We start from the raw sequence: 24,025 nt of genomic DNA on the forward strand, positions 1-24,025 counted from the left end.
GCCGTCGGCCCGAGGGAAGAAGGCCGAACAGGAGAGAGCGCGAATGGACGGGGCGAAGCGCGGCGCTGGCCGGGCGACGACAATCGTTGACATCGCAAGGGCGGCAGGCGTGTCGAAGTCGACCGTGTCGCTTGTCCTCAAGGATTCTCCTCTCGTCAAACCCGCCACGCGCGAACGCATCATGCGGGCGATCGACCAACTCGGCTATGTCTACAACCGCTCGGCGGCGAGCCTGCGCACGGCGCGTTCCAGCTTCGTCGGCATGGTCATCTCCGACCTGATGAATCCCTTCTTCACCGAGCTTGCCGTCGGGATCGAGGACGGTCTCCAGAACATGGGTTTCGTGCCGATCCTCGCCAATACAAATGAGGATGTCGGGCGGCAGACCAGGGTGCTGCAGTCCCTGCGGGAGCATGGGGTCGCCGGCATCATCATGAGCCCGGCGCGCGGCACGGATGTCTGGTCCCTGGCGGAAACTCTGCCCCGTTCCCTGCCGATGGTGCTCACCATGCGACGGGTCGACGGCTCGACGCTTCCCTATATCGGCCCGGATAACCGTACCGGCGCCCGCGTGGCCGTTTCCCATCTCATCAGTCTCGGTCACCGCTCCATCGCCTTCTTCGGCGGGTACAGCACGATGACGACGCAGCGCGAACGCATTTCCGGTTATCGCGACGCCCTGATCGCCGCGGGCCTGCCGCTGCGCGACGAACTGATCTTCGAGAGCATGCCCACTCGTGCCGGCGGCGCGGAAGCGATCGCTGCGGCGCTCGCCAGTCCGCTGAAGCCCACGGCGGCCCTCTGCTACAACGACATTGTCGCAATGGGCGCCACCCGCGCGCTTGGCATCAAGGGCATTCGTGTCGGTATCGACTTTGCGGTGATCGGCTTCGACGACATCGTCGAGGCGGAGCACAACGCGCCGCCGCTCACGACGGTGAACGCCGACACCAGGATCATGGGCACGCGCGCGGCCCGCAGCCTGCTCGGGCTGATCGATGGGGCCGATCCGGAGGCGATGTCCTACACGGGCTCGACGCGCCTGGTGGTACGGGAATCCTGCGGCGCCCATCGACGTGAAACTTTCAAGGAGACGGCATGATGGCCAGAGGTTTGCGCTGGGGGATCGTCGGAGCGACGACGATTGCTCGCGAGTGGATGATCGGCGCGATACGCGAGTCCGGCGGCGAGGTCGTGTCGGTGATGTCCTCCGATGCCGAGCGCGGCAAGGCCTATGCCAAGCAGAACGGCATTCCGCATTCGACCAAGAGCCTGTCGACCCTGCTCGGCAAGGACATCGATGCCGTCTACATCGCCACCACCAACGAGAAGCACAAGGCGCAGACCCTCGCTGCAGCGAAGGCTGGCATCCACGTCCTGTGCGAGAAGCCGCTGGCGCTGAAACTGTCCGACGCCCGCCAGATGGTCGCGGCCTGCAAGGCGGCCGGCGTGGTGATGGGCACGAACCATCATCTGCGCAACGCTGCCACCATACGCGCCCTTCGCGACGCGGTGGCATCGGGCAAGGTCGGCAAGGCACTGTATGCGCGTGTCTTCCACGCCGTCTACCTGCCGCCGCATCTGCAGGGCTGGCGCATCAAGGATGCCAGGGCCGGCTCAGGCGTCGTCATGGACATTACGGTGCATGATGCGGATACCTTGCGCTTCGTCCTCGGCGAGGAGCCGGTTTCCGTCACCGCCTATACCCAGCAGGGCGGTATGGGCGGCGCAGGCATCGAGGACGGCGTGATGGGCGTCGTGCGCTTCGAAAGCGGATTGCTGGCGCAGTTCCACGATGCGTTCACGACCCAGTACGCCACCACCGGCTTCGAGGTGCACGGCACCGAGGGTTCGCTCATCGGCACCAATTGCATGACCCAGAAACCCGTGGGCGAGGTGGTTCTGCGCAATGCCTCCGGGGAGCACAAGCTCGATGTCACCCCCGAGAACCTCTATCTGCGCAGCGTCACAGCTTTCCAGAACGCGGTGCGCGGCAAGGGGCAGCCCGCGGCCACGGGCGAGGACGGCATCCGCTCCATGGCACTGGCGCTCGCGGCGCTGAGGTCGGCGAGAACGGGCCGCGAGGCTCTCGTCGAGACGGGACTCTGAACCATGGCGTTCCCCAAGGTTCTCACGGCCGATCAGGCCGCAGACTTGATCCCGGATGGCGCCGTCGTCACGGTATCCTCCTCGTCGGGACTCGGCTGTCCCGATGCGGTTCTTGCCGCCGTCGGCCGGCGTTTCGACACGTCTGGCGCGCCGCGCGACATCACCACGCTGCATCCGATCGCAGCGGGCGACATGTGGGGCATCAAGGGCATCGATCATATCGCCAAGCCCGGCCTGCTCGCGAAGGTGCTTGCCGGCTCCTATCCGTCCGGTCCTTCTTCAGCTGAGCCGCCGGCGATCTGGAAAATGATCACCGCCAACGAGATTCCCGCCTACAACATCCCGTCCGGCATCCTCTTCGACATGCATCGCGAGGCGGCGGCCAAGCGTCCCGGCGTGCTGACGAAGATCGGCATGGGTACTTTCGCGGATCCGGCGCGCGAGGGATGCGCCATGAACGCCAAGGCCGCCGGCGAGCCCGTGGTGAGCCGCGTTGCCTTCGACGGCGACGACTGGCTCTATTTCAAGGCCATCGTGCCCGATGTCGCGATCATTCGCGCCACCACGGCTGATGAGCGCGGCAATCTCTCCTATGAGCATGAGGGCGGGTACCTCGGCCCGCTCGACCAGGCCCTGTCGGTGCGCAACAATGGCGGCATCGTCATCGCGCAGGTGAAGCGCCTGGCCAAGAGCGGCACGATCAAACCGCAGCAGGTGCTGGTGCCGGGGGTGCTCGTCGATGCCATCGTGGTGGCGCCCGACCAGATGCAGACGACCCACACGGTCTACGAGCCGGCGATCTCCGGCGAGATATTCCGTCCGCTTTCCAGCTTCGAGGTACCGGAATTCGGCGTTCCCAAGGTGATCGCCCGGCGCGTTGCGCAGGAACTGCGCTACGGCGATGCGGTCAATATCGGTTTCGGCATTTCCGCCAACGTGCCGCGCATCCTCATCGAGGAAGGACGGCATGGCGACGTGACCTGGGTGATCGAACAGGGCGCCGTCGGCGGCGTGCCGCTGCTCGATTTCCAGTTCGGCTGTGCCTCCAATGCCGAGGCGATCATGTCCTCGCCCTATCAGTTCACCTACTTCCAGGGGGCGGGCTTCGATGCTTCGCTCCTGTCCTTCCTGCAGATCGACAGGCAGGGCAGCGTGAACGTCTCCAAGCTTGGCGTCCGGCCTCACGTTACGGCGGGAGCCGGGGGCTTCATCGACATCACGGCGCGGGCCAAGCGCATCATCTTCTCCGGCTTCTTCACGGCAGCCGCCGGCCTCGGCATCGAGAACGGCGCACTGGCGATCACCAGGGAGGGCAAGGTGCGCAAGCTGGTGAACGAGGTGGAGCACGTCTCCTTCTCGGGCAGCCGCGCGGTGGCCCAGGGCCAGGACATCACCTACATCTCGGAGCGCTGTGTCATGAAGCTGACGGAGAAGGGCATCCTCGTTACCGAGATCGCGCCGGGCGTCAATCTCGAGCGCGACGTGCTGGCGCAGGCCGAGTTCCCGCTTCTTGTCGCCGGCGACCTCAAGGTGATGGATGCCGCCCTGTTCCAGCCCGGGCCGATCGGCCTGGATATCGGGGGAGGGCGGGCATGATGGCGCTTCGCTCGACGGGCTTGCGAGCCCGCTCACTTCTCTCCTTTCCCGGCGGATGGAGCGGGGGGACTTCAGCGGCTCGCTTTCCTCTCCAGGTTCCCTCCCTTTACACGGGAGGCGCCCATGTCTGAGCCCGTTCGCCTCGAAATCGACGGCCATGTCGCCGTCATCACGCTGGCGCGCCCGGAAAAGCTGAACGCTCTCGATGAGGCGATGATCGCCGGCCTTGCCGCGGCCGTCGACGCCATCGATGCCAATGTCACGGTCCGGGCGGCCATCCTCACAGGCGAGGGCAAGGGCTTTTGTGCCGGCGGCGACATCGCGGCCTGGGGCAAGCTTTCGCCGTTGGAGATGGGCCAGCATTGGGTGCGCAACGGCCATCGGGTCTTCGATCGCCTCACGCGCCTGCGCGTGCCGCTGGTGGCCGCGCTCAACGGCCACACGCTGGGTGGCGGTCTCGAACTCGCCGCCACGGCCGACATCCGCATCGCCGAAGAGCAGGCCAAGTTCGGACTGCCCGAAACCGGCATCGGCATGGTGCCGGGATGGTCGGGCACGCAGCGTCTCGTCACCCGGTTCGGTGCTGCCGCCGTGCGGCGCCTCGCCTTGGCTGGCGAGATCGTCACGGCCGAACGCGCCCTGCAACTGGGCCTCGTCGACGAGATCGCGCCCAGGGGGGAAGGGCTGCAGCAGGCCCGGGCGCTTTGCGAGAGGATCGCCGCCCGCGGGCCGATCGCCAACATCGTTGCAAAGCAGATGATCAACGCCGCCGAGGGCGAGGATGCCGCGGCGGCGATGGAAATACTCGCCGGGTCGCTGGTCTCCTACACCAGCGATCTCAAGGAGGGCGTCGCCAGCTTCGTGGAGAAGCGTCCGCCCGTATTCAAGGGATTTTGACCGTGACGATTGCCGTACGCCTCGACAAGGCTCGCCTCTCCGCCGCGCTGGACAGCGTGCCGCAGACGCATGAACTCTTCATCGACGGACGTTTTTCTGCTTCTGCCAGCGGAAAGACCATCGAGCGCCTCAGCCCAGGTCATGGCGTCAGGGTGGCGACCTATGCCGAGGCCGGCGCCGCCGATCTCGAAAGGGCGCTTGCGGCCGCCCGCAAGGCGTTCGACCACGGTCCTTGGCCGACGATGACGGGCGCAGAGCGCTCGCGTCTCCTGCACAAGGTGGCCGACCTCGTGGAGGAGAAACTCGACGTCTTCGCGACTCTTGACACGCTCGAGTCCGGCAAGCCGATCAGCCAGGCTCGTGGGGAGATGGCGGGCGCCATCGACATCTGGCGCTACGCGGCAGGCCTCGCGCGGGACGTGCACGGCGAAAGCTACAACACCATCGGCGCCAACAAGCTCGGCCTTGTGGTGCGTGACCCGATCGGCGTCGTCTCGATCATCACGCCCTGGAATTTTCCCTTCCTGATCGTCAGCCAGAAGCTGCCCTTCGCGCTCGCGGCGGGCTGCACCGCCGTGGTCAAGCCCAGCGAGATGACATCCGGCTCGACGCTGCTGCTCGGCCGGCTCCTGGCAGAGGCTGGCCTGCCCGAGGGCGTGGTGAACATCCTCTCCGGGTATGGCCCGGAGATCGGTGCTCCAATGACGACGGACACGCGCGTGGACATGGTTTCCTTCACCGGATCCACCCGCGTCGGCAAGGCAGCGATGGCGGCGGCTTCGGGTAGCCTCAAGAAGATGTCGATGGAGCTCGGCGGCAAGAATCCGCAGCTTATCTTCCCGGATGCCGATCTGGACGCGGCGCTCGACGCGGCGGTTTTCGGCTCCTACTTCAATGCCGGGGAGTGCTGCAACGCCGGCAGCCGCCTGCTGGTGCATCGGGAGATCGCCGATGACTTCCAGGCCGAGTTCGTCAAGCGATCCAGCCAGGTGGTCGTTGGCGATCCGCTCGATCCCGCGACGCTGGTCGGCGCATTGATTTCGCCGCAGCATCTCGCGCTGGTCGAGGGACATGTCGCCAATGCGCGCACGGAAGGAGCCGACATCGCGCTCGGCGGCAGCAGGCTCGACAGTGATGGGGGGCAGTTCATGGCGGCGACGGTGGTCGCCGGCGCAAGGCCGTCCATGGCGATCGCCCGCGACGAAGTGTTCGGCCCCGTGGCGACGCTGATGACCTTCGCCACGGCGGACGAGGCGGTCGGCATCGCCAATGGAGTCGACTACGGCCTCTCCGCCAGCGTGTGGAGCCGCGACTTCGACACGGCGGTCGGCGTCTCCCGGCGCCTGCGGGCTGGGACGGTATGGACCAACACCTTCATGGACGGGGCGGCCGAACTGCCTTTCGGGGGATTCCGCCAGTCCGGCATCGGGCGGGAGCTTGGCCGTAATGCCGTAACCGATTACACGGAAGAAAAGACACTGCATCTTCATTGCGGACCCCGGACGGCCTGGTGGCTGCCCCGGTAAGCGAATGAGACGTCGCCGGAACGTGTCCGGCATCAAAGGTCATGGGAGGAATATATGACCGTTCGCATGAAACTGATCGCTGGCGTGGCCCTTGCCGCTGCCAGCCTGGGCTTCGCCGGCGCGGCGCAGGCGCAGACCAAGGAAGTGCAGATGCTGCACTGGTGGACGTCCGGCGGTGAAGCTGCGGCCCTCAGCGTCCTCAAGAAGGACCTTGCCGACGAAGGCTATGCCTGGAAGGACGTTCCGGTGGCCGGCGGCGGCGGCGATGCCGCCATGACCGCCCTGAAGGCCATGGTCGCCGCAGGCAACAACCCCACCGCCTCGCAGATGCTGGGCTATACGGTTCTCGACTACGCCGAGGCCGGCAAGATGGGGGACCTTACCGACCTTGCCAAGTCCGAGGGCTGGGATAAGGTGGTGCCGGCGCCCCTGCAGAAGTTCGCCGTCTATGACGGCAAGTGGGTTGCCGTGCCCGTCAACGTCCACTCGGTCAACTGGCTGTGGATCAACAAGGCCGTGTTCGACAAGATCGGCGGCACCGAGCCCAAGACCTTCGACGACTTCATCGCCCTGCTCGACAAGGCCAAGGCGGCCGGCGTGACGCCGCTCGCCCTCGGCGGCCAGGACTGGCAGGAAGCCACCATGTTCGACTCGGTCGTGCTCTCCACGGGCGGTCCCGAGTTCTACAAAAAGGCCTTCAACGAGCTCGACGAGGCCTCGCTGAAGTCCGACACCATGAAGAAGGCCTTCGACAACCTGGCCAAGCTGAAGGCCTATGTCGATCCGAACTTCTCGGGCCGTGACTGGAACCTCACCACCGCTCTCGTGATCAAGGGCGACGCTCTCGTGCAGGTGATGGGTGACTGGGCCAAGGGCGAGTTCAAGGCTGCCAGCAAGACGCCGGGCACCGACTATATCTGCATGCGCTTCCCCGGCACCGACGGCAGCGTCGTCTACAATTCCGACATGTTCGGCATGTTCGACGTTCCCGCCGACCGCAAGGAAGCCCAGATCGCTCTCGCCAAGGCGACGCTGTCGAAGTCCTTCCAGTCGTCCTTCAACGTGGTCAAGGGTTCGGTTCCCGCCCGCACGGACGTGCCGGACACCGATTTCGACGCTTGCGGCAAGAAGGGCATCGCGGATCTGAAGAAGGCCAATGAAGGCGGTACGCTGTTCGGCTCGCTCGCCCAGGGCTATGGCGCGCCGCCGGCCGTCGCCACCGCCTACAAGGATGTCGTGGACAAATTCTTCAACGGCCAGATCAAGACCTCGGACGAAGCTGTGACCCAGCTCGTCAAGGCCATCGACGAAGCCAAGTAAGACGTCGCGATCGATCGGCAGCAGCCTAAGGAGGCACGATTTTTGTCATGCCGCGACAAGCCCGGCAGTAACAAAGCCGAGGCTCTGCCGATTTATCGATCGGGCTCCAAGACCCATGGCAGCCGGGCGCGTCGAGTGGCGCCCGGCTGCCAGGCGATCGGATCATTATCGGGAGCGGAGATGGCAATCTCGCTCCGCTCCCCATGACGATCGGGATCGACCGGGGACTGAGAAACACAAGAACAACCCAGCGGGGGACCTCCATGGCTCTAGCTTCGACAACAACGGACGTATCCGCGCCGCCCAGGCCCGGACTGCGTGAAAAATTGCAGGACGCCCTTCCGAAGATCGTGCTGGCGCCGAGCTTCGCCGCGATCCTGGTATTCGTCTACGGCTTCATCCTGTGGACGATCTACCTGTCCTTCACCAACTCCAAGACCTTCCCGAGCTACGATCTGACGGGTGGCATCGCCTATCAGCGTCTCTGGGGCTGGACCTTCGAGAGCGATCCGCCGTCGAGCTGGTACTACTCGATCACCAATATGGCGATCTTCGGCGTGCTGTATGTCGGCATCTGCATGGCGCTCGGCCTCTTCATCGCCATCCTTCTCGACCAGCGCATCCGCGGCGAGGGTGTCCTGCGCCCAATCTATCTCTACCCCATGGCGCTCTCCTTCATCGTCACGGGCGTGGCCTGGAAGTGGTTCCTCGATCCCGGCCTGGGGCTGGAGGCGACGCTGCACAATCTCGGCTGGACGAGCTTCCATTTCGACTGGATCAAGAACAAGGACCGCGTGATCTACACGGTGGTGATCGCGGGCGTCTGGCAGGCATCGGGGTTCGTGATGGCGATGTTCCTGGCAGGCCTGCGCGGCGTCGACGGCGAGATTCTGAAGGCGGCCCAGATCGACGGTGCCTCGACCTTCCAAGTCTATCGGCGCATCGTGATTCCGATCCTGCGCCCGGTATTCCTCTCCGCCTTCATCGTGCTCGCGCACATGGCCATCAAGTCCTACGACCTCGTGGTGGCGCTGACCTCGGGCGGTCCCGGCGGCTCGGCCTGGCTGCCGTCCAACTTCATGTACGAATACACCTTCAAGAGAAACCAGATGGCCATCGGCTCGGCGAGCGCGGTGATCATGCTGGCGACGATCAGCGCGATCATCGTGCCCTATCTCTATTCCGAATTGCGGGAGAAGAAATGATGAGCGCCGCAACCCGTGAAGCCTCGGGGCCTGTCGGCTCCAGTGTCGTCAGCCGCATCGTCATCTATGGCCTGCTGCTGTTCTTCGCCCTGGTCTATCTCGTACCGCTCTTCGTCATGCTGACGACCTCGTTCAAGACCATGGACGAGATCCAGGGCGGCAACATGCTCGCTCTCCCGAGCGCGCCCACGGTCCAGCCCTGGATCAAGGCGTGGAACGAAACCTGCGTCGGGCTGACCTGCGCCGGCATCAAGGGCTACTTCTGGAACTCGATCAAGATGGTGGTGCCGGCGGTGGCGATCTCCACCATCCTCGGTGCGCTGAATGGCTACGTGCTGACGAAATGGCGCTTCCGAGGCCACAAGATCGTGTTCGCGATGATGCTGTTCGCCTGTTTCATCCCCTTCCAGTCGGTGCTGCTGCCGATGGCGACGGTGCTCGGCAAGTTCGGCAACGTCGGTGGATTTCTGCAGTCGATCGTCGGTACGAGCTTTGGCTTCGGCTCTTCGACCTTCAACCTCGTCTTCGTGCACGTCGTCTACGGACTGGGATTCACCACCCTGTTCTTCCGCAACTACTACGAGGCGTTTCCGAACGAGCTCGTGCGGGCAGCCATGGTGGATGGGGCGAGTTTCTTCCAGATATTCCGCCGCATCCTCCTGCCGAATTCGATCCCAATCTTCGTGGTGACGATCATCTACCAGTTCACCAACATCTGGAACGACTTCCTCTTCGCCTCCTCCTTCGCCGGCACCGGCGACGTGATGCCGATGACGGCGGCGCTGAACAATGTGGTGAACACCACGACGGGCGCCGTCGAATACAATGTCAACATGGCGGCTGCGATGATCGCGGCGCTTCCCACCCTCTTCGTCTACATCGTCGCCGGCCGCTACTTCGTGCGTGGCCTGATGGCGGGCGCTGTGAAAGGCTGACCCAATGGCATTTCTCGAAATCGACAATCTCAAGAAGCGCTACGGCGCCGTGGAAATCCTCAAGGGCATCAATCTCGACCTCGACCAGGGCGGCTTCCTCGTCCTCGTCGGTCCCTCGGGCTGCGGCAAGTCCACCCTGCTCAACACCATCGCTGGCCTGGAAAACATCTCCGAGGGCCAGATCCGTGTTGCCGGCAACCCGATCAACGACCTGCACCCCTCCAAGCGCGATATCGCCATGGTGTTCCAGAGCTACGCGCTCTATCCGAACATGACTGTGGCGGGGAACATCGCCTTCGGCATGGAGATGCGCGGCGTCGCCAAGGCGGAGAGGGAAAAGGCCATCGAGCAGGTGGCCAAGACCCTGCAGATCAGCCATCTCCTCAGTCGCAAACCCTCGCAGCTTTCGGGCGGCCAGCGCCAGCGTGTCGCCATGGGCCGCGCGCTGGTGCGCGACCCCAAGCTCTTCCTCTTCGACGAGCCCCTGTCGAACCTCGATGCAAAGCTGCGCGTCGACATGCGCGTGGAGATCAAGCGCCTGCATGCGACCACCGGCAAGACCATCGTCTATGTCACGCACGACCAGATCGAGGCGATGACGCTCGCCACCAAGATCGCCGTGCTGAAGGATGGCGAACTGCAGCAGGTGGGCACGCCGGCCGAGATCTATAACACGCCGGCCAACCTGTTCGTGGCCGATTTCATGGGCTCGCCCGCCATGAACCTGATCCAGGCCAAGGCGGCGCAGGAGAACGGCAGGATCGTCCTCAAGATCCTCAACAAGGCCGGCGGTGGCATCACCCTACCGGTTCCGGGCGACATCACCGGGCAGCCTCTCTCGGACGGACGCGAAGTGATCTTCGGCATCCGGCCCGAGGCGATCACCGATCACGACGGGGCCGACCGCAATGCCCGCTCGATCGAGATGGTGAACGCCACTGTGGATGTGGTGGAGCCGGCCGGTGCCGATACCTTCGTGGTCACGCATCTGGGCGGCAAGGAAGTCACCGCACGCATGCGCTCCGATGCCGTCGTGCAGCCGGGCCAGGAACTTCCCTTCGCCTTCAACCTCGACAAGGCCGTGGTGTTCGACCCGAGCACCGGCAAGCGGCTCTAAGCAAAAGTGCTTCCCCTTACCCGGCTACCGGGAAGGGGATCCTCTACAGGAGACCCCATGTCTTCTCCCGATATCGTCGTCATCGGCGCCGGCATGGGCGGGGCGACCATCGCGCACGCCCTCGCACCGACCGGCGCGGACATCCTTATCCTGGACAAGGGCGGGCAACTGCCCGACAGGCCGGAAAACCGCGATGCCCGCGCCATTTTCCAGCGGGGCTTCTTTCGTCCGGACGAGTTCTGGTACGACAGCCAGGGCAATCCGTTCAATCCGGGGAACTACTACTTCAACGGCGGCAACTCGAAGTTCTATGGTGCCGTGCTGCTGCGCTACCGGGCCGAAGACTTCGACGGCGTCGCCCATGCGGATGGCTTCGCACCCGCATGGCCATTCCGCTACGGCGAAATCGCGCCCTACTATGACGAAGCGGAGAGGCTCTACAAGGTGCGCGGCAAGGCCGGCGAAGACCCGACCGAGCCCCCCCGCGGCGGCGACTTCGACTTTCCGCCCGTGCCCGACGAGCGCGCCATCGCGGAGGTGCGGGAGCGGCTGCGCAAGGTCGGGCTGAAGCCCTTCTCCCTGCCGCTGGGTGTCGACATCGATGCCTGGCTTTCCCATGGCAGGACGCCGTGGGACGCCTTTCCAGATGCCCGTACCGGCAAGATGGATGCCGAGACCTGCGCCCTGTTGCCTGCGCTGGCTCACGCCAATGTGCGGCTGCAGAACGAGGCGGAGGTCAAGCGCCTGATCCTGGCCCCCGACGGCAAGCGCATCGAGGCGGTGGAGTATCTGCAAGGGGGGGAAATACGACGCGTCGCACCGAAATGGGTGGTGCTCGCGGCGGGTGCCGTGCGCTCGGCAGTGATCCTGCTCGCATCTTCGCCGGAGGGGGTCGCCAATCGCTCCGGCATGGTCGGCCGGCACTTCATGAACCACAATCTCTCGGCGATGATCGGCGTGGATCCGCGTTTCAACAACGACTCGATCTATCAGAAGACCTTCGCCGTCAACGATTTCTATCTGAGCGACGGGAAGGGCGGCCCCCCGCTCGGCAACGTTCAACTGCTCGGCCGTGTCTCCGGCCCGATCCTCAAGTCGGACCTGAAGAACGTGCCGGAATTCGTTCTCAACGCCGTAGCGCGCAAGACCATCGACTTCCTCATCATGACGGAGGATCTGCCAGATCCGGCCAGCCGGGTGCGGCTCGACGGAGACAAGATCGTCCTCGAATGGCGCCGCAGCAACATGACGGCGCATGAGCGGCTGAAGGTGGCGATGCGCCAGAAATTGAAGCAGGCGGGTTTTCCGATCGTGCTGACCCATCTGTTCGATCGCAAGACGCCTTCCCATCAGTGCGGCACCATCCGGATCGGTGCCAACCCGGCGACGGCGCCTCTCGATCCCTTCGGGCGGGCGCACGATCATCCCAATCTCTTCGTGGCCGATGCATCCACGCTGGTCACGTCCGCAGCCGTCAACCCTTCGCTGACGGTCGCGGCCCTGTCCCTCAGGACAGCCAGGCACATTCGCGAAACGGAGCTCAAGGCATGACCCGTCCCGTCGTTCTCGTTACCGGCGCCCGCCGCGGCATCGGGCTCGCCATCGCCGTTGCCTTCGCCGAGGGCGGCTATGACATCGCCTTTACCGACATCGTCGACGATGACGCTGTCGACGACGCCGAGCTCGCTATCGGCGAAGCCGGCGGTGCCGCCATGTTCTTCCAGAACGACGTCGCCGATCTCGCCACCCACCAGTCCCTCGTGGACGACGTGCTCAAGACCTATGGCCGGCTCGACTGCTTCGTCTCCAATGCCGGCATCGCCTCGCCGGTGCGCGGCGACCTGCTCCAGCTCGAACCCGGCAATTACGACCGGGTGATGGACGTGAATGTGCGCGGAGCGATGTTCCTGAGCCAGGTGGTGGCGCGCACCATGCTGGGCCTGCCGCCGCCGCAGAAGCCCGTGCGCAACCGCTCGATCCTGTTCATCACGTCGGTGAGCGCGGAGATGGCCTCGCCCGAGCGTGCCGATTACTGCGTCTCCAAGGCCGCGCTTTCCATGTGGGTCAAGAACCTGGCGGTCCGCCTGGCACCGGACAAGATTCCAGTCTTCGAGATCCGTCCGGGCGTGATCCGCACCGACATGACGGCCGCCGTCGCGGAGAAGTACCAGGCCCGCATCGATGACGGGTTGGTGCCGGCCCGACGCTGGGGGGAGGGGGCCGACGTTGCCCAGATGGCCCTGGCGCTCGCCGGCAGTTCCTTCGGCTTTGCCACCGGCAGTGCCATCGCCTGCGACGGCGCCCTTTCGATTTCGAGGCTGTGATGTCCGGGTGCGTGGGCAGCATGCCCATATCTTCTTCTACCGCAGACGCACTGTTTCCAATGGGCGGGCAGAATACCCGTGCACCCGCGAGGGCACCGACATGACAGACTACATCATCACCGGCGCCGGCCCGGCCGGCTGCGCTCTCGCTGCCCGCCTCAGCGAGGATCCTTCCGTCAAGGTCCTGCTCATCGAGGCGGGCGGCCGCGACAGCCATCCCTACTTCCATATGCCGGCTGGCTTCGCCAAGATGACCAAGGGCATCGCTAGCTGGGGCTGGTCGACCGTCCCGCAGAAGCATCTCGACAATCGCGTTCTCTGGTACACCCAGGCCAAGGTTCTGGGCGGTGGCTCGTCGATCAATGCGCAGCTTTATACGCGTGGCAATCCCCGCGACTACGACATCTGGGCCTATGTGCATCGCTGCGCCGGCTGGAGCTACGCGCAGGTGCTGCCCTATTTCAAGCGCGCCGAGGACAACCAGCGCTTCGCCGACACCTATCATGCCTCGGGCGGACCGATAGGCGTCTCGGTGCCGGTCAATCCGCTGCCGATCAACGAAGCCTTCATCCGTGCCGGCCAGGAGTTCGGTCTGCCCTACAATCCCGACTTCAACGGCGCACGCCAGGAGGGGGTCGGGCACTATCAGGTCACGGTGCGCGACGCCCGGCGTTCCTCCGCCTCCTCGGCCTACCTGAGACCCCTCAGGGGCAAGCGGCCGAACCTCACCATCCGCACCGGAGCGATGGCGACGCGAATCCTGGTCGAGAATGGCCGGGCGGTCGGCGTCGAAATCGTCGAGAACGGGCAGAAGAGCGAGATCCGCTGCGAGCGTGAAGTGATCGTCTCCTCCGGCGCCATCGGCTCGCCCCGGCTGCTCCTGCTTTCGGGTATCGGTCCGGCGGCGCATCTGGGCGAGGTCGGCGTCAGGGTGTTGCATGACCTGCCTGGCGTCGGCGAGAACCTGCAGGACCATCTCGACGTCTACGTCATCGCCGAATGCAAGGGTGACTACACCTATGACAATGTGGTCAAGCCGCACCGCACAGCCTGGGCAGGCCTGCAATATCTCCTCTTCAAGAAGGGCCCGGTGGCTTCGACCCTGTTCGAGAGCGGCGGCTTCGCCTACGCCGACAAGGCGGCGCGCTCGCCCGACATCCAGTTCCATCTCGGCTCGGGCTCGGGGATCGAGGCTGGGGTCGCCAAGTTGAAGAACGCCGGCGTGACCCTCAATTCCGCCTTCCTGCATCCGCGCTCGCGCGGGACGGTGCGGCTGAAGTCCGGTGATCCGAACGATCATCCGCTGATCGATCCCAACTACTGGTCCGATCCCTACGACAAGGCGATGTCCCTGGAAGGCCTGCGCATGGCGCGCGAGATCTTCCGCCAGAAGGCGCTGGAGCCCTTCATCCTGGCAGAACGCATGCCGGGGCCGCAAATGCAGAGCGAGCAGGAACTCGCCGACTATGTCTTCCGCACCTGCAAGACCGACCATCACCCGGCCGGCACCTGCAAGATGGGCGTGGATGACATGGCGGTGGTAACGCCGGACCTGAAGGTGAGGGGGCTGGAAGGCCTGCGCGTGTGCGACTCCTCCATTATGCCGATTGTCAATTCCTCCAACACCAACGCACCCACCATCATGATCGGCGAGAAGGGTGCGGATCTAATAGCCGGCAAAGAACCGCTTCCGGCCCTGAATCTCCAGCCGGTAGGGGAGGTTCTCCAGTGAAGCGGTCCGAGATCGAGGCCATCATCGGGAAGTCCCTCGCGATGATGGCAAGCCAGCGCTTCTACCTGCCGCCCTTTGCCGGCTGGACACCCGAGCAGTGGCGCGAACAGGCGGAGCCGACGCGGGCCATGCGCGCCGCCGGGGTGGGCTGGAACATCGTCGAGTTCGAGAAGGATGCCTTCTTCAGGAGCGGTATCGCCGTCTTCACCCTTCGCATGGGAGACTACCGCGACCTGCCGAAAGGCGTCGGACGGCTCTATGCCGAGAAGGCTTTCGTCCTGTTCGAAGGCCAGCGCGTGCCGCATCACTATCACCGCGTGAAGACGGAAGACCTGATTAATCGGGGCGGCGGCATCCTCGGCGTTGACCTCGTCCGGGTCGACGAGCAGGGCATGGAACTGGACGACGACATCACGCTGGAACGCAACGGGGTCGAAATCACCGTGCCGGCCCACACGGTCTTGCAACTGGAGCCGGGCGAAAGCATCGTGCTGTTGCCGGGGCTCGCCCATGCCTTCATCGGAGTGAGCGAGGTGCTGTGCGGCGAGATTTCGCTCGCCAATGACGACGCGACCGACAATTATTTCCTGCAGCCGCTTCCCACGTCCTCCCCGATCGTCGAAGACAGTCCGGCCCGCCATTTGGTGCTGGCCGATTACAGGAGCCTCCGTTGATGATCCGTCACATCGTTCTCGCGAATCTGCGCAGCAACCTTTCGAAGGCCGAGGCGGACAGCCTGTTCGCTGCCCTTGCGGGCATGAAGGCGGAGATCCCCGGCATAATTGCGTTCAGCGCCGGTGCCAACAACAGCCCTGAGGGCATCGACCGGGGCCATACCCATGGCTTCACGGTGGACTTCGTCGACGCCGCAGCGAGGGACGCCTACTTGCCGCACCCTCATCATGTGAAAGTAGCCCAGCAGTTGGTCGCCGCAACGCAGGGCGGTGTCGACGGCATCCTGGTGCTCGACTACGAGATCTGATCGTTCGGCTGACGTGGCGCTGACGCCGTCACGCCGGCTCCATGCTTCACCGCGTGAAGCCCGCCCCACGCGCTCGCGTGTATACCTCCGACAGGCCTTTGATGAGAGACAGTGCAACGTCCACCGCCTATGTCATCGGGACGTTCGCGCTGCTGTCGGCAGGTTTCGTGCTCAACAGTCTCTATCATGTGGGCCTGTATTCCGATGGGGCCTATTATTTTCTCAGCGAGCTGTCCGAACGCTTCTACTTCGTCGGCTCGTGGTATCGGTTCGGTGCAACCCTCCTCACGCAGACCTTCTTCCTGCTCGCGCTGCATCTGGGCGTGACGGCGATCAATGTCCTGGCGGTATTGCATTCGGCAAACCTCACTCTCGTGCCGACCCTGTGTCTTGCCGCCGCCACCTGGATCGTGCGGAAAAACCCATTGGCCATGGTCGCCAACACGGTCGTCATCGCCTGCTGCTATTTTCCCGTCAGCTTCTACGCGGTGGGCGAGTTCAACGTTCTCTACACCCTGTTCTGGATGACGCTGTCCCTGCTCCTCTTCGTGGAGAGGCGCGACCCGGCCTATTTTCGCCTCCTGATCGGCCTTGGGCTTTTCATGGTGGCAAGCTATGAACTGAGCTTCGTGACGGGCCTTGTTCTGGCTTCCCTCTGCGCTTTCTACCGGAGGCAGACGACCCAGGCCGAGACACGCCACTATTGGAAGATCGCGATCGTCGTCTTCCTGCTTGGCAGTCTCTACGGCCTTGCCGGCATCGTCTTCCCGAGAGACCCCGCCAACGCTTCGGGCTTCAGCCGCGCCCTGTTCGAAATGGCCGACAATCGCAGCCTGCTCTGGCTCTGCGTCGTCACTCTCGTGAGCGCGATGGCGGCCTACGCCAGACGGCCAGCTTTCCTTGCCCTGCTCGCCGTCGTAGCCGGCCTTTGGCTCTTCCAAGTCAGGCTTCATGCGCTGGTGACGACGACGGAGCTCAATCTCGGAGACCAGAGCGAGCAGCGCGCCCAGGTCTTTCCGATTCTGCTCGTGGCGGCGGTGGGACTCGTCATCGCCAGGTTCAGGCCGTACTGGCTCGCCTTCCGCGGGCACGGGCAGGGGTGGCCGCTGTTGATTCCCCTGGCGACCGTCTTCCTCATCTATGCCAGCGACCTCGCGGCCTGGCGCGGCTTTACCGGCGATGTGTGCCGGGAGCTGCAGAAGCCGGTGGCGGACGACGCCGATACGGCAGCCTTCTTCGGCCAGAACCGCATCGTTAGGTATGGCTGGTACTGGACGTGGCCGGTCGTGAGCGTACTCTACCGGCCGCCGACGTCGGAACGCATCCTGCTCGATCCGCACTACCAGGGATGGTTTCCCTTCATCCGGGCCGAGGATGCCCCGGACATAGGGAGATACAAGGCCAGGTCGAGCCTTTGCAGGTCCTGACATCCTTTTGGACATCGCCACCCCCGAGAGGCGTTGCTTGCTCATCGAGAGCCGGTGCCACCCTCAACCTTGAGGTGGAGTTGAAAATAGCGTAGCAACCGCCTGTCCTTCCGCTGGCTGAGTGGGGTCCAGTGCAGAGCAGCCCGGTATTCTCGGTCGTTGTACCCTGCTTCAACGAAGCCGAAGTTCTCGATGAGTTCCACCGGCGTCTCTGCCGTGTCATGGAGGCGCTGGAGAGCTGGGAAGTCGTCTATGTCAACGACGGCAGCACCGATGCCACCCTGGCTTGCCAGGCTGCCTTGCATCGGAGCGATCCGCGCGTGGTCGTCGTCAACCTCTCTCGCAATTTCGGCAAGGAGATCGCCACCACGGCAGGACTCGACCAAGCCCGCGGCGAAGCCGTGATCCTGATCGACGCGGACCTTCAGGATCCTCCCGAACTCATACCCGAACTGGTCGAGGGCTGGCGCGAGGGGTTCGACACGGTCTATGCGCAGCGCCGGACGCGGGCCGGCGAGAGCTGGTTCAAGATATTCACAGCGCGCATGTTCTATCGCGTGATGCAGACTTTCACCGGCGTCGCGCTGCCGGCGAACACGGGAGATTTCCGTCTGATGAGCCGCCGCGTGCTCACGGCGCTGCAGGAACTGCCCGAGCATCATCGTTTCATGAAGGGGTTGTTCGCCTGGGTCGGCTATCCCAGCAGGGCCGTGCTCTACGACCGGGCTCCACGCTTCGCGGGCAAGACCAGCTGGAGCTACTGGAAACTGTGGAGTCTTGCGCTCGAGGGAATAACCAGCTTCACCACGACCCCACTGAAGCTGGCGACGTATATCGGCCTGATCATCTCCACACTCGCCGGCCTTTACGGACTGTGGATCATCGGCAAGACCATGGTCTTCGGCAGCGACTTTCCCGGTTATCCCAGCCTGATGGTTGTGGTGCTCTTCATGGGCGGAGCGCAACTCGTCTTCCTCGGCATCATCGGGGAATACCTCGGCCGCATCTTCAACGAGACCAAGCGGCGCCCGCTCTATTTCGTCGAACGCGTCCTGCGGCGAGACGACGAAGAGCGCTGATCGAGAGGGCGGAGCCTTCGTTCCGGCTGGTGGCCGGCCGCCTGGATACCCCTCCCGGTTGCGCGCGAACTTCTCCATTTTGTTGCCGCATCGGCCGGGTATGGAGTGGATGCCGGCCCATCGACGCCCTTGGGCGTCATCTCCAACTGTCTCTTGGCGAGGCCCGCAACTTCTGGTAATGAGAATGAACGTTCATTCTCATTTTGGAGTTTGTGGTGGGTATTGTCGGCGTGTCAGCAGATGAGGACGCGAGCCATTCCGCGCCGGAGCCGAAGGGCCTCGACGCGCGCCGCACCCGTATTCTCGACGCCTTCGAGATCTGCATCCAGCGCGCCGGATTCCATCGCACCACCATGCAGGACGTGGCGAAGGAGGCCGGCATGAGCGCCGGCAATCTCTATCGCTATTTCCGATCCAAGGAGGCCCTGGTCTCCGGCGTGATCGGCCGTGATCGCGAGCGTTTCAGTGCCGATTTTCGTGAAGTCGCCCAGTCCGAGGATGTGATGGGCTCCTTCATCGCCCTTGGCCGCAGGCATTTCACCGAAACACCGCGGGCTCGCTGTATCCAGTTCATGGAAATCTGGGCGGAGGCGAGCCGCAATCCGATCGTCGCGGACATGTGCAGCGCGGTCGATCGAGAGATCAACGACTACATGATCGCCATCATCGACGCGGCCAAGGCCTCGGGACAGATACCCCCCTCGGTCGACAGCGTCGCCACGATCACCGTGCTCTCGGCTATGGGCGACGGTTTCTTTACACGCCGTGCGCTGGAACCTGATTTCGACGTCTGGGAGGGTTTTCGCCTCCTGGTGAACGTCATGGACGCTCTCTTGTCGGGAAAGGTCGAACTCGATCGTCCTTTATCCGACACCACGAATTCTCTGGGCGCCGCGCCCGCTTCTGAAGGAAAATCCGATGTCCGCTCTTGAAAAGCAGAACCGGTCGGACCGCGACGCCGTCGAGCGCCGCCATGGTCCCGCTTTCGAGGGAACTTCCGGCATGTCATCGGTGCGGCACGGTGGACATGGGATGGAGAGCCACGCCCATGAAGCGCCGGCCGAATATCGCCGCACGCCCTGGTACACCACGCTGGCGGTGTGGCTGCTGATCATCGTCGTCGCGGCCGGCGTGCTCTACGCCTATCGCGAGCCGATCGTGGCCATGGTGAATCCTCCCGTGCCGGTGCCTGTGGTGGCGAAGCCGCCTTCCATCACCGTGACCAAAGCGATCAGCGGCGCGATCACTGAAAAGGTCGTGGTCACCGGCAATCTGGTGGCACGCGAGGAGGTGCTGGTCTCTCCCCAGATAGACGGCTACGCCGTCGACAAGATCATGGTGGAGGAAGGCGACCGGGTTGCCGAAGGGCAGGTGCTGGCGGAACTCTCGCGCACGACCATCGACACGTCGCTCGCCCAGAACGAGGCGCAGGCCGCGCGTGCGGATGCCGCCATCGCGCAGGCGCAGGCCTCCATCGCCGAAGCCAAGGCGAACAAGGATCAGGCCGCCAGTGCCTTTGCGCGCTCCCAGGCACTGGTCCGGAGCGGCAACACCACAGCGGAGACGCTCGACCAGCGTGAAGCGGCCGCCAAGATGGCCGATGCGCGTGTCGATGCGGCACAGCATGCCCTGACGGTGGCGCAGGCCGACAAGAAGCTCGCGGATGCCCAGCGTGATGAACTCATGGTACGCCTCGAACATACCAAGATCCGTGCGCCGGCCACCGGCATCGTCAGCCGTCGCACCGCGCGCATCGGCGCCATCGCATCGGCGGCAGGCGATCCGCTGTTCCGCATCATCCGGGACGGGGATGTCGAGCTTGAAGCGGATGTGCCGGAGACGACGCTTGCCCGCATGCGGCCGGAGATGAAGGCGCAGGTCATGACGACGGCGCGCAAGGAGCCCTTCACCGCGCATGTCCGCCTGGTATCGCCGGAGGTCAGCCCCGCCACGCGCCTTGGTCGCGTCCGCATCGCCATCGACCAGGCGCCGGGGCTGACGATCGGCACGTTCGGCCGTGCAAGCGTCGAGATCGCCAACCATGAAGGCGTGCTGGTTCCGCAGTCGGCCGTGCTCTATTCGGAGAGTGGCGCCACCGTCCAGGTCGTCAAGGACGACACGGTCTCCACCCGGACCGTCACGCTGGGCTTGAGGACCGAAAGCCAGGCCGAGATCGTCAAGGGCGTCGAGGCCGACGACTCCATCGTTGCCACCGCCGGCACCTTCGTACGCGACGGCGACAAGGTCAGCCCGGTCGACGCCGCCTCGGTGTCGGCACAGGCGAAGTGAGGCCACGATGTCCTTCAACATCTCCGCCTGGTCCATCCGCTATCCCGTACCCTCGATCGTGCTGTTCGTGGTGCTGATGGCGCTCGGCTGGGTGTCCTTCGAAAGCCTGCCGATTACCAAGTTTCCGAACATCGATGTGCCTGTCATCTCGGTGACGATCACGCAACAGGGGGCCGCTCCCTCGGAACTCGAGACGCAGGTGGCCCGCAAGGTCGAGGACGCCGTTTCCGGTGTGGCCGGGGTCAAGCACATCCAGTCGACCATCACGGATTCCAGCTCCCTCGCGGCAATCGAGTTCTGGCTCGGCACGGATACGGATCGTGCGCTCAATGACGTGAAGGATGCAATCACCAAGATCAGGACCGCTCTGCCGCGGGACATCGACGAGCCGGTGATCAGCCGCGTGGATGTCGAGGGCCAGTCGATCCTGACCTATTCCGCTTCCGCACCGGGCATGACGCTGGAGCAGCTGTCCTGGCATGTTGACGATGTCGTCACCCGCGAGCTGCAGGGCCTGCGGGGCGTGGGCCGTATCGACCGCCTCGGTGGCGTGACGCGCGAGATCCGTGTGGCGCTCAATCCGGACCGCCTGCTCTCCCTCGGCGTCACGGCGGCCGACGTCAATCGCCAGCTCAAGGCGACCACTGTGGATCTGTCGGGTGGCAAGGGCGATGTCGGCAACCAGGAACAGTCCATCCGCACGCTCGCCGGTGCCCACACCATCGACGAACTCAAGGAGACCAAGGTCACGTTGCCCGGCGGACGCCAGGTGCGCCTCAACGAGATCGCCGACGTCACCGATGCCTACCAGGACCAGAAGTCCTTCGCGCGCGTCGACGGCCATGTGCCGATCGTCGCCTTCTCGGTATTCCGCGCCAAGGGGGCGAGCGACACGGTGGTTGCCGATGCCGTCGCCAAGAAGATCGCGCAACTGCATGAGGCCCATCCCAACGTCAGCTATGCGCTGGTGGACGACGGGGTGAAGAATACCTACGGCAACTTCAAGTCGGCGATGCAGACGCTGATCGAAGGCGCCATCCTCGCCGTGATCGTGGTGCTGATCTTCCTGAAGGACTGGCGCGCCACCATCATAGCCGCGGTCGCGCTGCCGCTCTCGGCCATCCCCACCTTTTGGGCGATGAGCGCCATGGGCTTCTCGCTCAACCTCGTCAGCCTGCTCGCGATCACCCTTGTGACGGGCATCCTGGTGGACGATGCGATCGTCGAGATCGAGAACATCGTCCGGCACATGAAGATGGGCAAATCGCCCTACAGGGCCTCGATCGAGGCGGCCGACGAGATCGGTCTCGCCGTGATGGCGATCACCATGACGATCATCGCCATCTTCACGCCGGTGAGCTTCATGGGCGGCGTGGCCGGCCAGTATTTCAAGCAGTTCGGCCTGGTCGTGGCCGCGGCGGTTTTCTTCTCCCTACTGGTCGCGCGATTGATCACGCCGATGATGACGGCCTACTTCCTGCGGCCACATCACCATGTCGAACCCCGCGACGGCTTCGTCATGCGTGGATACACGCGCTTCCTGGAGTTGACGCTGGCGCGCTGGTATTCGCCCTACCTGACGGTGATCGCCGGCTTTGCGATCTTCATGTTCTCGATGAGCCTGATGAAATACCTGCCGCAAGGCTTCATCCCGCCGGATGATTCCGGCCGTATCGTCTATGCCGCCGAGGTTCCTCCCGGAGCCAAGCTCGACGACACGCAGGCCAAGACCGACGAACTCGCCACCGCGATCCGCAAGATCCCCGAGGTGCAGCGCGTGTTCGTCATCGGCGGCTCCTCGCCCACCGGACAGCTGGAGCTTCGCAAGGCCTCGATCTATGTCGAGCTTTCCAACAAGGCCGATCGCACTCGCCATCAGTCGGAAGTCCAGAACGACATCACGACGCTGATCGCCAACGTGGCCGATGTGCGCGCCTGGCGCGTCAACGACCGCGGTGACCGCGACGTCAATCTTGCGCTTCAGGGCACCAACCCCGTCGAACTGGATGAGGCCGTCGCGAAACTCGAAGGCGCCATGCGGCACATCGAGGGCTTCAACAACGTCGCGGCCTCCACCGGCCTCGACCGGCCGGAAGTGCGTATAATCCCGCGCACCGACGACGCGGCCCGCTACGGCATCACCACCGAGCAGATCTCGGAAGCCGTACGCGTGGCGACCATCGGCGACATCGACGCCAACCTGGCCAAGTTCAATGCGGGCGACCGGCTGATCCCGATCCGGGTGCAGCTGACGGAGTCCTCGCGCGCGAACCTCAACCTGATCGAGGCACTGAACCTCACCACCAGCACGGGCGGCACCGTTCCTCTCTCAGCCGTGGCGGATGTGAAGTTCGGGCAGGGCCCTTCCTCCATCGATCGCTATGATCGCGCCCGCCAGGTCAAGATTGGCGCGGACCTCAGGCCCGGCCTCGAAATCGGCGAGGCGCTTGAGAGGGCGAAGGCGCTGCCCGAAGCCAGGAATCTGCCGTCTTCGGTAAAGTTCGCCTCCACGGGCGATGCCGAAATCATGGAGGAGGTCTTCTCGGGCTTCGCCATGGCGATGGGTGCCGGCCTCCTGATGGTCGCGGGCGTGCTGGTGCTGCTGCTCGGCAGCGTCTTCCATCCGATCACCATCCTGATGTCGTTGCCGCTCTCGCTGCTGGGTGTCGTGCTGGCGCTGCTGGCGACCCATCATTCCATCTCAATGCCGGTGGTCATCGGTATCCTGATGCTGATGGGTATCGTTACGAAAAATGCCATTATGTTGGTCGACTTTGCCGTGGAACGCGTCAAGCACGGCATGCACCGTCATGATGCGATCATCGATGCCGGACGAAAGCGCGCGCGGCCCATCGTGATGACGACCATCGCCATGGTGGCGGGCATGGCCCCCACCGCTCTCGGACACGGCGACGGTGGCGAGTTTCGCGCACCGATGGCGATCGCGGTGATCGGCGGCCTGATCGTCTCGACGGTTCTGTCGCTCGTCTTCGTGCCGTCATTCTATTCGGTGATGGACGACATCACCCGCGGTGTTTCCTTCATCTTCGGTCCGCTCGTCGGGCCGAAGGATGAGCCGAAGGAAGCAAGGCCGGTGCATGAAGCTTATGAGGGTCACGCCGGCAGGGGAACCGCCGCCGCGGCCGAATGAGGTTAGACATGAACTTCATGCCCCTACCCGAACGTGATCCCACGCCTCGCGAAAAGGCTTATCTGAGCGCTTTGGAGGCGGGGGAACTGCGCCCGTCGATAAGTGGCCAGGCCGGGCATATGTGCCGCAAATTCGGCTGGTGCGAGGCCGTCTACCGTCTGCCGGACGGCACGCAGCTCGCGCGTTCGGAACTGCCGGTGCAAATGGACTCCATCGCCATCGTCAAGGCAGGCTATCGGGCCATCGGCTACTCCCTCACGGCAAGGGGCCGCACGGCGCTGGCGAGGGGATAGGAGCGTTTCCGAGGCCGTGGGTGGCGCGATCCGGTGTACCGAT

Annotated in this window: 20 protein-coding genes; all 20 read left to right on the forward strand. The window is 64.3% G+C overall.

Going from position 1 to position 24,025, the window contains the following annotated elements; translation table 11 throughout:
* Positions 1 to 43: 43 nt before the first annotated feature.
* The 20 genes from AC6H34_RS17375 (at position 44) to AC6H34_RS17470 (ending at position 23,982) form a co-directional block, all read left to right on the forward strand.
* Positions 44 to 1,102, forward strand: coding sequence for a LacI family DNA-binding transcriptional regulator (locus AC6H34_RS17375; protein ID WP_448148662.1), 1,059 nt, complete (start codon positions 44 to 46; stop codon positions 1,100 to 1,102).
* A complete protein-coding gene (locus tag AC6H34_RS17380; RefSeq protein ID WP_448151324.1) occupies positions 1,102 to 2,109 on the forward strand; it encodes a Gfo/Idh/MocA family protein in 1,008 nt (335 codons plus the stop codon). Before AC6H34_RS17375 ends, AC6H34_RS17380 begins: the two co-directional genes overlap by 1 nt.
* Before the next feature lie 3 nt (positions 2,110 to 2,112).
* Positions 2,113 to 3,705, forward strand: coding sequence for an acyl CoA:acetate/3-ketoacid CoA transferase (locus AC6H34_RS17385; RefSeq protein ID WP_497539554.1), 1,593 nt, complete (start codon positions 2,113 to 2,115; stop codon positions 3,703 to 3,705).
* 123 nt (positions 3,706 to 3,828) lie between these two features.
* Positions 3,829 to 4,602, forward strand: coding sequence for an enoyl-CoA hydratase/isomerase family protein (locus AC6H34_RS17390; protein WP_497539555.1), 774 nt, complete (start codon positions 3,829 to 3,831; stop codon positions 4,600 to 4,602).
* Positions 4,599 to 6,128, forward strand: a complete 1,530-nt coding sequence (locus AC6H34_RS17395; protein WP_497539556.1) for an aldehyde dehydrogenase family protein — start codon at positions 4,599 to 4,601, stop codon at positions 6,126 to 6,128. Before AC6H34_RS17390 ends, AC6H34_RS17395 begins: the two co-directional genes overlap by 4 nt.
* A gap of 54 nt (positions 6,129 to 6,182) precedes the next feature.
* Positions 6,183 to 7,448 (forward strand): ABC transporter substrate-binding protein, encoded by a 1,266-nt coding sequence (locus tag AC6H34_RS17400; RefSeq protein WP_497539557.1) that lies wholly within the window; start codon positions 6,183 to 6,185, stop codon positions 7,446 to 7,448.
* A 263-nt stretch (positions 7,449 to 7,711) separates the two neighbouring features.
* Entirely contained in the window at positions 7,712 to 8,653 is a 942-nt protein-coding gene (locus tag AC6H34_RS17405; protein WP_448148658.1) for a carbohydrate ABC transporter permease, read from the forward strand.
* Positions 8,653 to 9,588 (forward strand): carbohydrate ABC transporter permease, encoded by a 936-nt coding sequence (locus AC6H34_RS17410; RefSeq protein WP_448148657.1) that lies wholly within the window; start codon positions 8,653 to 8,655, stop codon positions 9,586 to 9,588. Before AC6H34_RS17405 ends, AC6H34_RS17410 begins: the two co-directional genes overlap by 1 nt.
* Positions 9,589 to 9,592: 4 nt before the next feature.
* Positions 9,593 to 10,705: an ABC transporter ATP-binding protein gene (locus tag AC6H34_RS17415; RefSeq protein ID WP_448148656.1), complete on the forward strand. Its 1,113-nt coding sequence runs from the start codon at positions 9,593 to 9,595 to the stop codon at positions 10,703 to 10,705.
* 57 nt (positions 10,706 to 10,762) lie between these two features.
* Positions 10,763 to 12,256: an FAD-dependent oxidoreductase gene (locus tag AC6H34_RS17420; protein ID WP_448148655.1), complete on the forward strand. Its 1,494-nt coding sequence runs from the start codon at positions 10,763 to 10,765 to the stop codon at positions 12,254 to 12,256.
* Positions 12,253 to 13,029 (forward strand): 3-ketoacyl-ACP reductase, encoded by a 777-nt coding sequence (locus tag AC6H34_RS17425; protein WP_497539558.1) that lies wholly within the window; start codon positions 12,253 to 12,255, stop codon positions 13,027 to 13,029. Before AC6H34_RS17420 ends, AC6H34_RS17425 begins: the two co-directional genes overlap by 4 nt.
* A gap of 100 nt (positions 13,030 to 13,129) precedes the next feature.
* A complete protein-coding gene (locus AC6H34_RS17430; protein ID WP_497539559.1) occupies positions 13,130 to 14,761 on the forward strand; it encodes a GMC family oxidoreductase in 1,632 nt (543 codons plus the stop codon).
* Entirely contained in the window at positions 14,758 to 15,435 is a 678-nt protein-coding gene (locus AC6H34_RS17435) for a D-lyxose/D-mannose family sugar isomerase (protein WP_497539560.1), read from the forward strand. Before AC6H34_RS17430 ends, AC6H34_RS17435 begins: the two co-directional genes overlap by 4 nt.
* Positions 15,435 to 15,743 carry a Dabb family protein gene (locus AC6H34_RS17440; protein ID WP_448148651.1) on the forward strand — a complete coding sequence of 103 codons (309 nt, stop codon included), beginning with the start codon at positions 15,435 to 15,437 and terminating at the stop codon, positions 15,741 to 15,743. The genes AC6H34_RS17435 and AC6H34_RS17440 overlap by 1 nt, the downstream gene beginning before the upstream one ends.
* Before the next feature lie 101 nt (positions 15,744 to 15,844).
* Positions 15,845 to 17,170, forward strand: a complete 1,326-nt coding sequence (locus tag AC6H34_RS17445; protein ID WP_497539561.1) for a hypothetical protein — start codon at positions 15,845 to 15,847, stop codon at positions 17,168 to 17,170.
* 131 nt (positions 17,171 to 17,301) lie between these two features.
* Entirely contained in the window at positions 17,302 to 18,249 is a 948-nt protein-coding gene (locus tag AC6H34_RS17450; RefSeq protein WP_448148649.1) for a glycosyltransferase family 2 protein, read from the forward strand.
* Positions 18,250 to 18,464: 215 nt separating this feature from the next.
* Positions 18,465 to 19,181 carry a TetR/AcrR family transcriptional regulator gene (locus tag AC6H34_RS17455; RefSeq protein ID WP_497539562.1) on the forward strand — a complete coding sequence of 239 codons (717 nt, stop codon included), beginning with the start codon at positions 18,465 to 18,467 and terminating at the stop codon, positions 19,179 to 19,181.
* Positions 19,168 to 20,538, forward strand: a complete 1,371-nt coding sequence (locus AC6H34_RS17460; RefSeq protein WP_497539563.1) for an efflux RND transporter periplasmic adaptor subunit — start codon at positions 19,168 to 19,170, stop codon at positions 20,536 to 20,538. The genes AC6H34_RS17455 and AC6H34_RS17460 overlap by 14 nt, the downstream gene beginning before the upstream one ends.
* 7 nt (positions 20,539 to 20,545) lie before the next feature.
* On the forward strand, positions 20,546 to 23,689 hold the full coding sequence (locus AC6H34_RS17465; protein WP_497539564.1) for an efflux RND transporter permease subunit: 3,144 nt from the start codon (positions 20,546 to 20,548) through the stop codon (positions 23,687 to 23,689).
* An 8-nt stretch (positions 23,690 to 23,697) separates the two neighbouring features.
* Entirely contained in the window at positions 23,698 to 23,982 is a 285-nt protein-coding gene (locus AC6H34_RS17470) for a hypothetical protein (RefSeq protein WP_448148645.1), read from the forward strand.
* The last annotated feature ends 43 nt before the right edge of the window (positions 23,983 to 24,025 follow it).

It is taken from the genome of Labrys sp. ALF-8 (assembly GCF_059699065.1).

What these genes read in the sequence shown, in the direction of transcription:
- AC6H34_RS17390 (WP_497539555.1), top strand. Translation starts at nt 3,829, where the DNA reads ATGTCTGAGCCCGTTCGCCTCGAAATCGACGGCCATGTCGCCGTCATC.
- AC6H34_RS17440 (WP_448148651.1), top strand. Translation starts at nt 15,435, where the DNA reads ATGATCCGTCACATCGTTCTCGCGAATCTGCGCAGCAACCTTTCGAAG.
- AC6H34_RS17470 (WP_448148645.1), top strand. Translation starts at nt 23,698, where the DNA reads ATGAACTTCATGCCCCTACCCGAACGTGATCCCACGCCTCGCGAAAAG.
- AC6H34_RS17465 (WP_497539564.1), top strand. Translation starts at nt 20,546, where the DNA reads ATGTCCTTCAACATCTCCGCCTGGTCCATCCGCTATCCCGTACCCTCG.
- AC6H34_RS17420 (WP_448148655.1), top strand. Translation starts at nt 10,763, where the DNA reads ATGTCTTCTCCCGATATCGTCGTCATCGGCGCCGGCATGGGCGGGGCG.
- AC6H34_RS17430 (WP_497539559.1), top strand. Translation starts at nt 13,130, where the DNA reads ATGACAGACTACATCATCACCGGCGCCGGCCCGGCCGGCTGCGCTCTC.
- AC6H34_RS17415 (WP_448148656.1), top strand. Translation starts at nt 9,593, where the DNA reads ATGGCATTTCTCGAAATCGACAATCTCAAGAAGCGCTACGGCGCCGTG.
- AC6H34_RS17400 (WP_497539557.1), top strand. Translation starts at nt 6,183, where the DNA reads ATGACCGTTCGCATGAAACTGATCGCTGGCGTGGCCCTTGCCGCTGCC.
- AC6H34_RS17425 (WP_497539558.1), top strand. Translation starts at nt 12,253, where the DNA reads ATGACCCGTCCCGTCGTTCTCGTTACCGGCGCCCGCCGCGGCATCGGG.
- AC6H34_RS17405 (WP_448148658.1), top strand. Translation starts at nt 7,712, where the DNA reads ATGGCTCTAGCTTCGACAACAACGGACGTATCCGCGCCGCCCAGGCCC.
- AC6H34_RS17375 (WP_448148662.1), top strand. Translation starts at nt 44, where the DNA reads ATGGACGGGGCGAAGCGCGGCGCTGGCCGGGCGACGACAATCGTTGAC.
- AC6H34_RS17460 (WP_497539563.1), top strand. Translation starts at nt 19,168, where the DNA reads ATGTCCGCTCTTGAAAAGCAGAACCGGTCGGACCGCGACGCCGTCGAG.
- AC6H34_RS17410 (WP_448148657.1), top strand. Translation starts at nt 8,653, where the DNA reads ATGAGCGCCGCAACCCGTGAAGCCTCGGGGCCTGTCGGCTCCAGTGTC.
- AC6H34_RS17380 (WP_448151324.1), top strand. Translation starts at nt 1,102, where the DNA reads ATGGCCAGAGGTTTGCGCTGGGGGATCGTCGGAGCGACGACGATTGCT.
- AC6H34_RS17445 (WP_497539561.1), top strand. Translation starts at nt 15,845, where the DNA reads ATGAGAGACAGTGCAACGTCCACCGCCTATGTCATCGGGACGTTCGCG.
- AC6H34_RS17385 (WP_497539554.1), top strand. Translation starts at nt 2,113, where the DNA reads ATGGCGTTCCCCAAGGTTCTCACGGCCGATCAGGCCGCAGACTTGATC.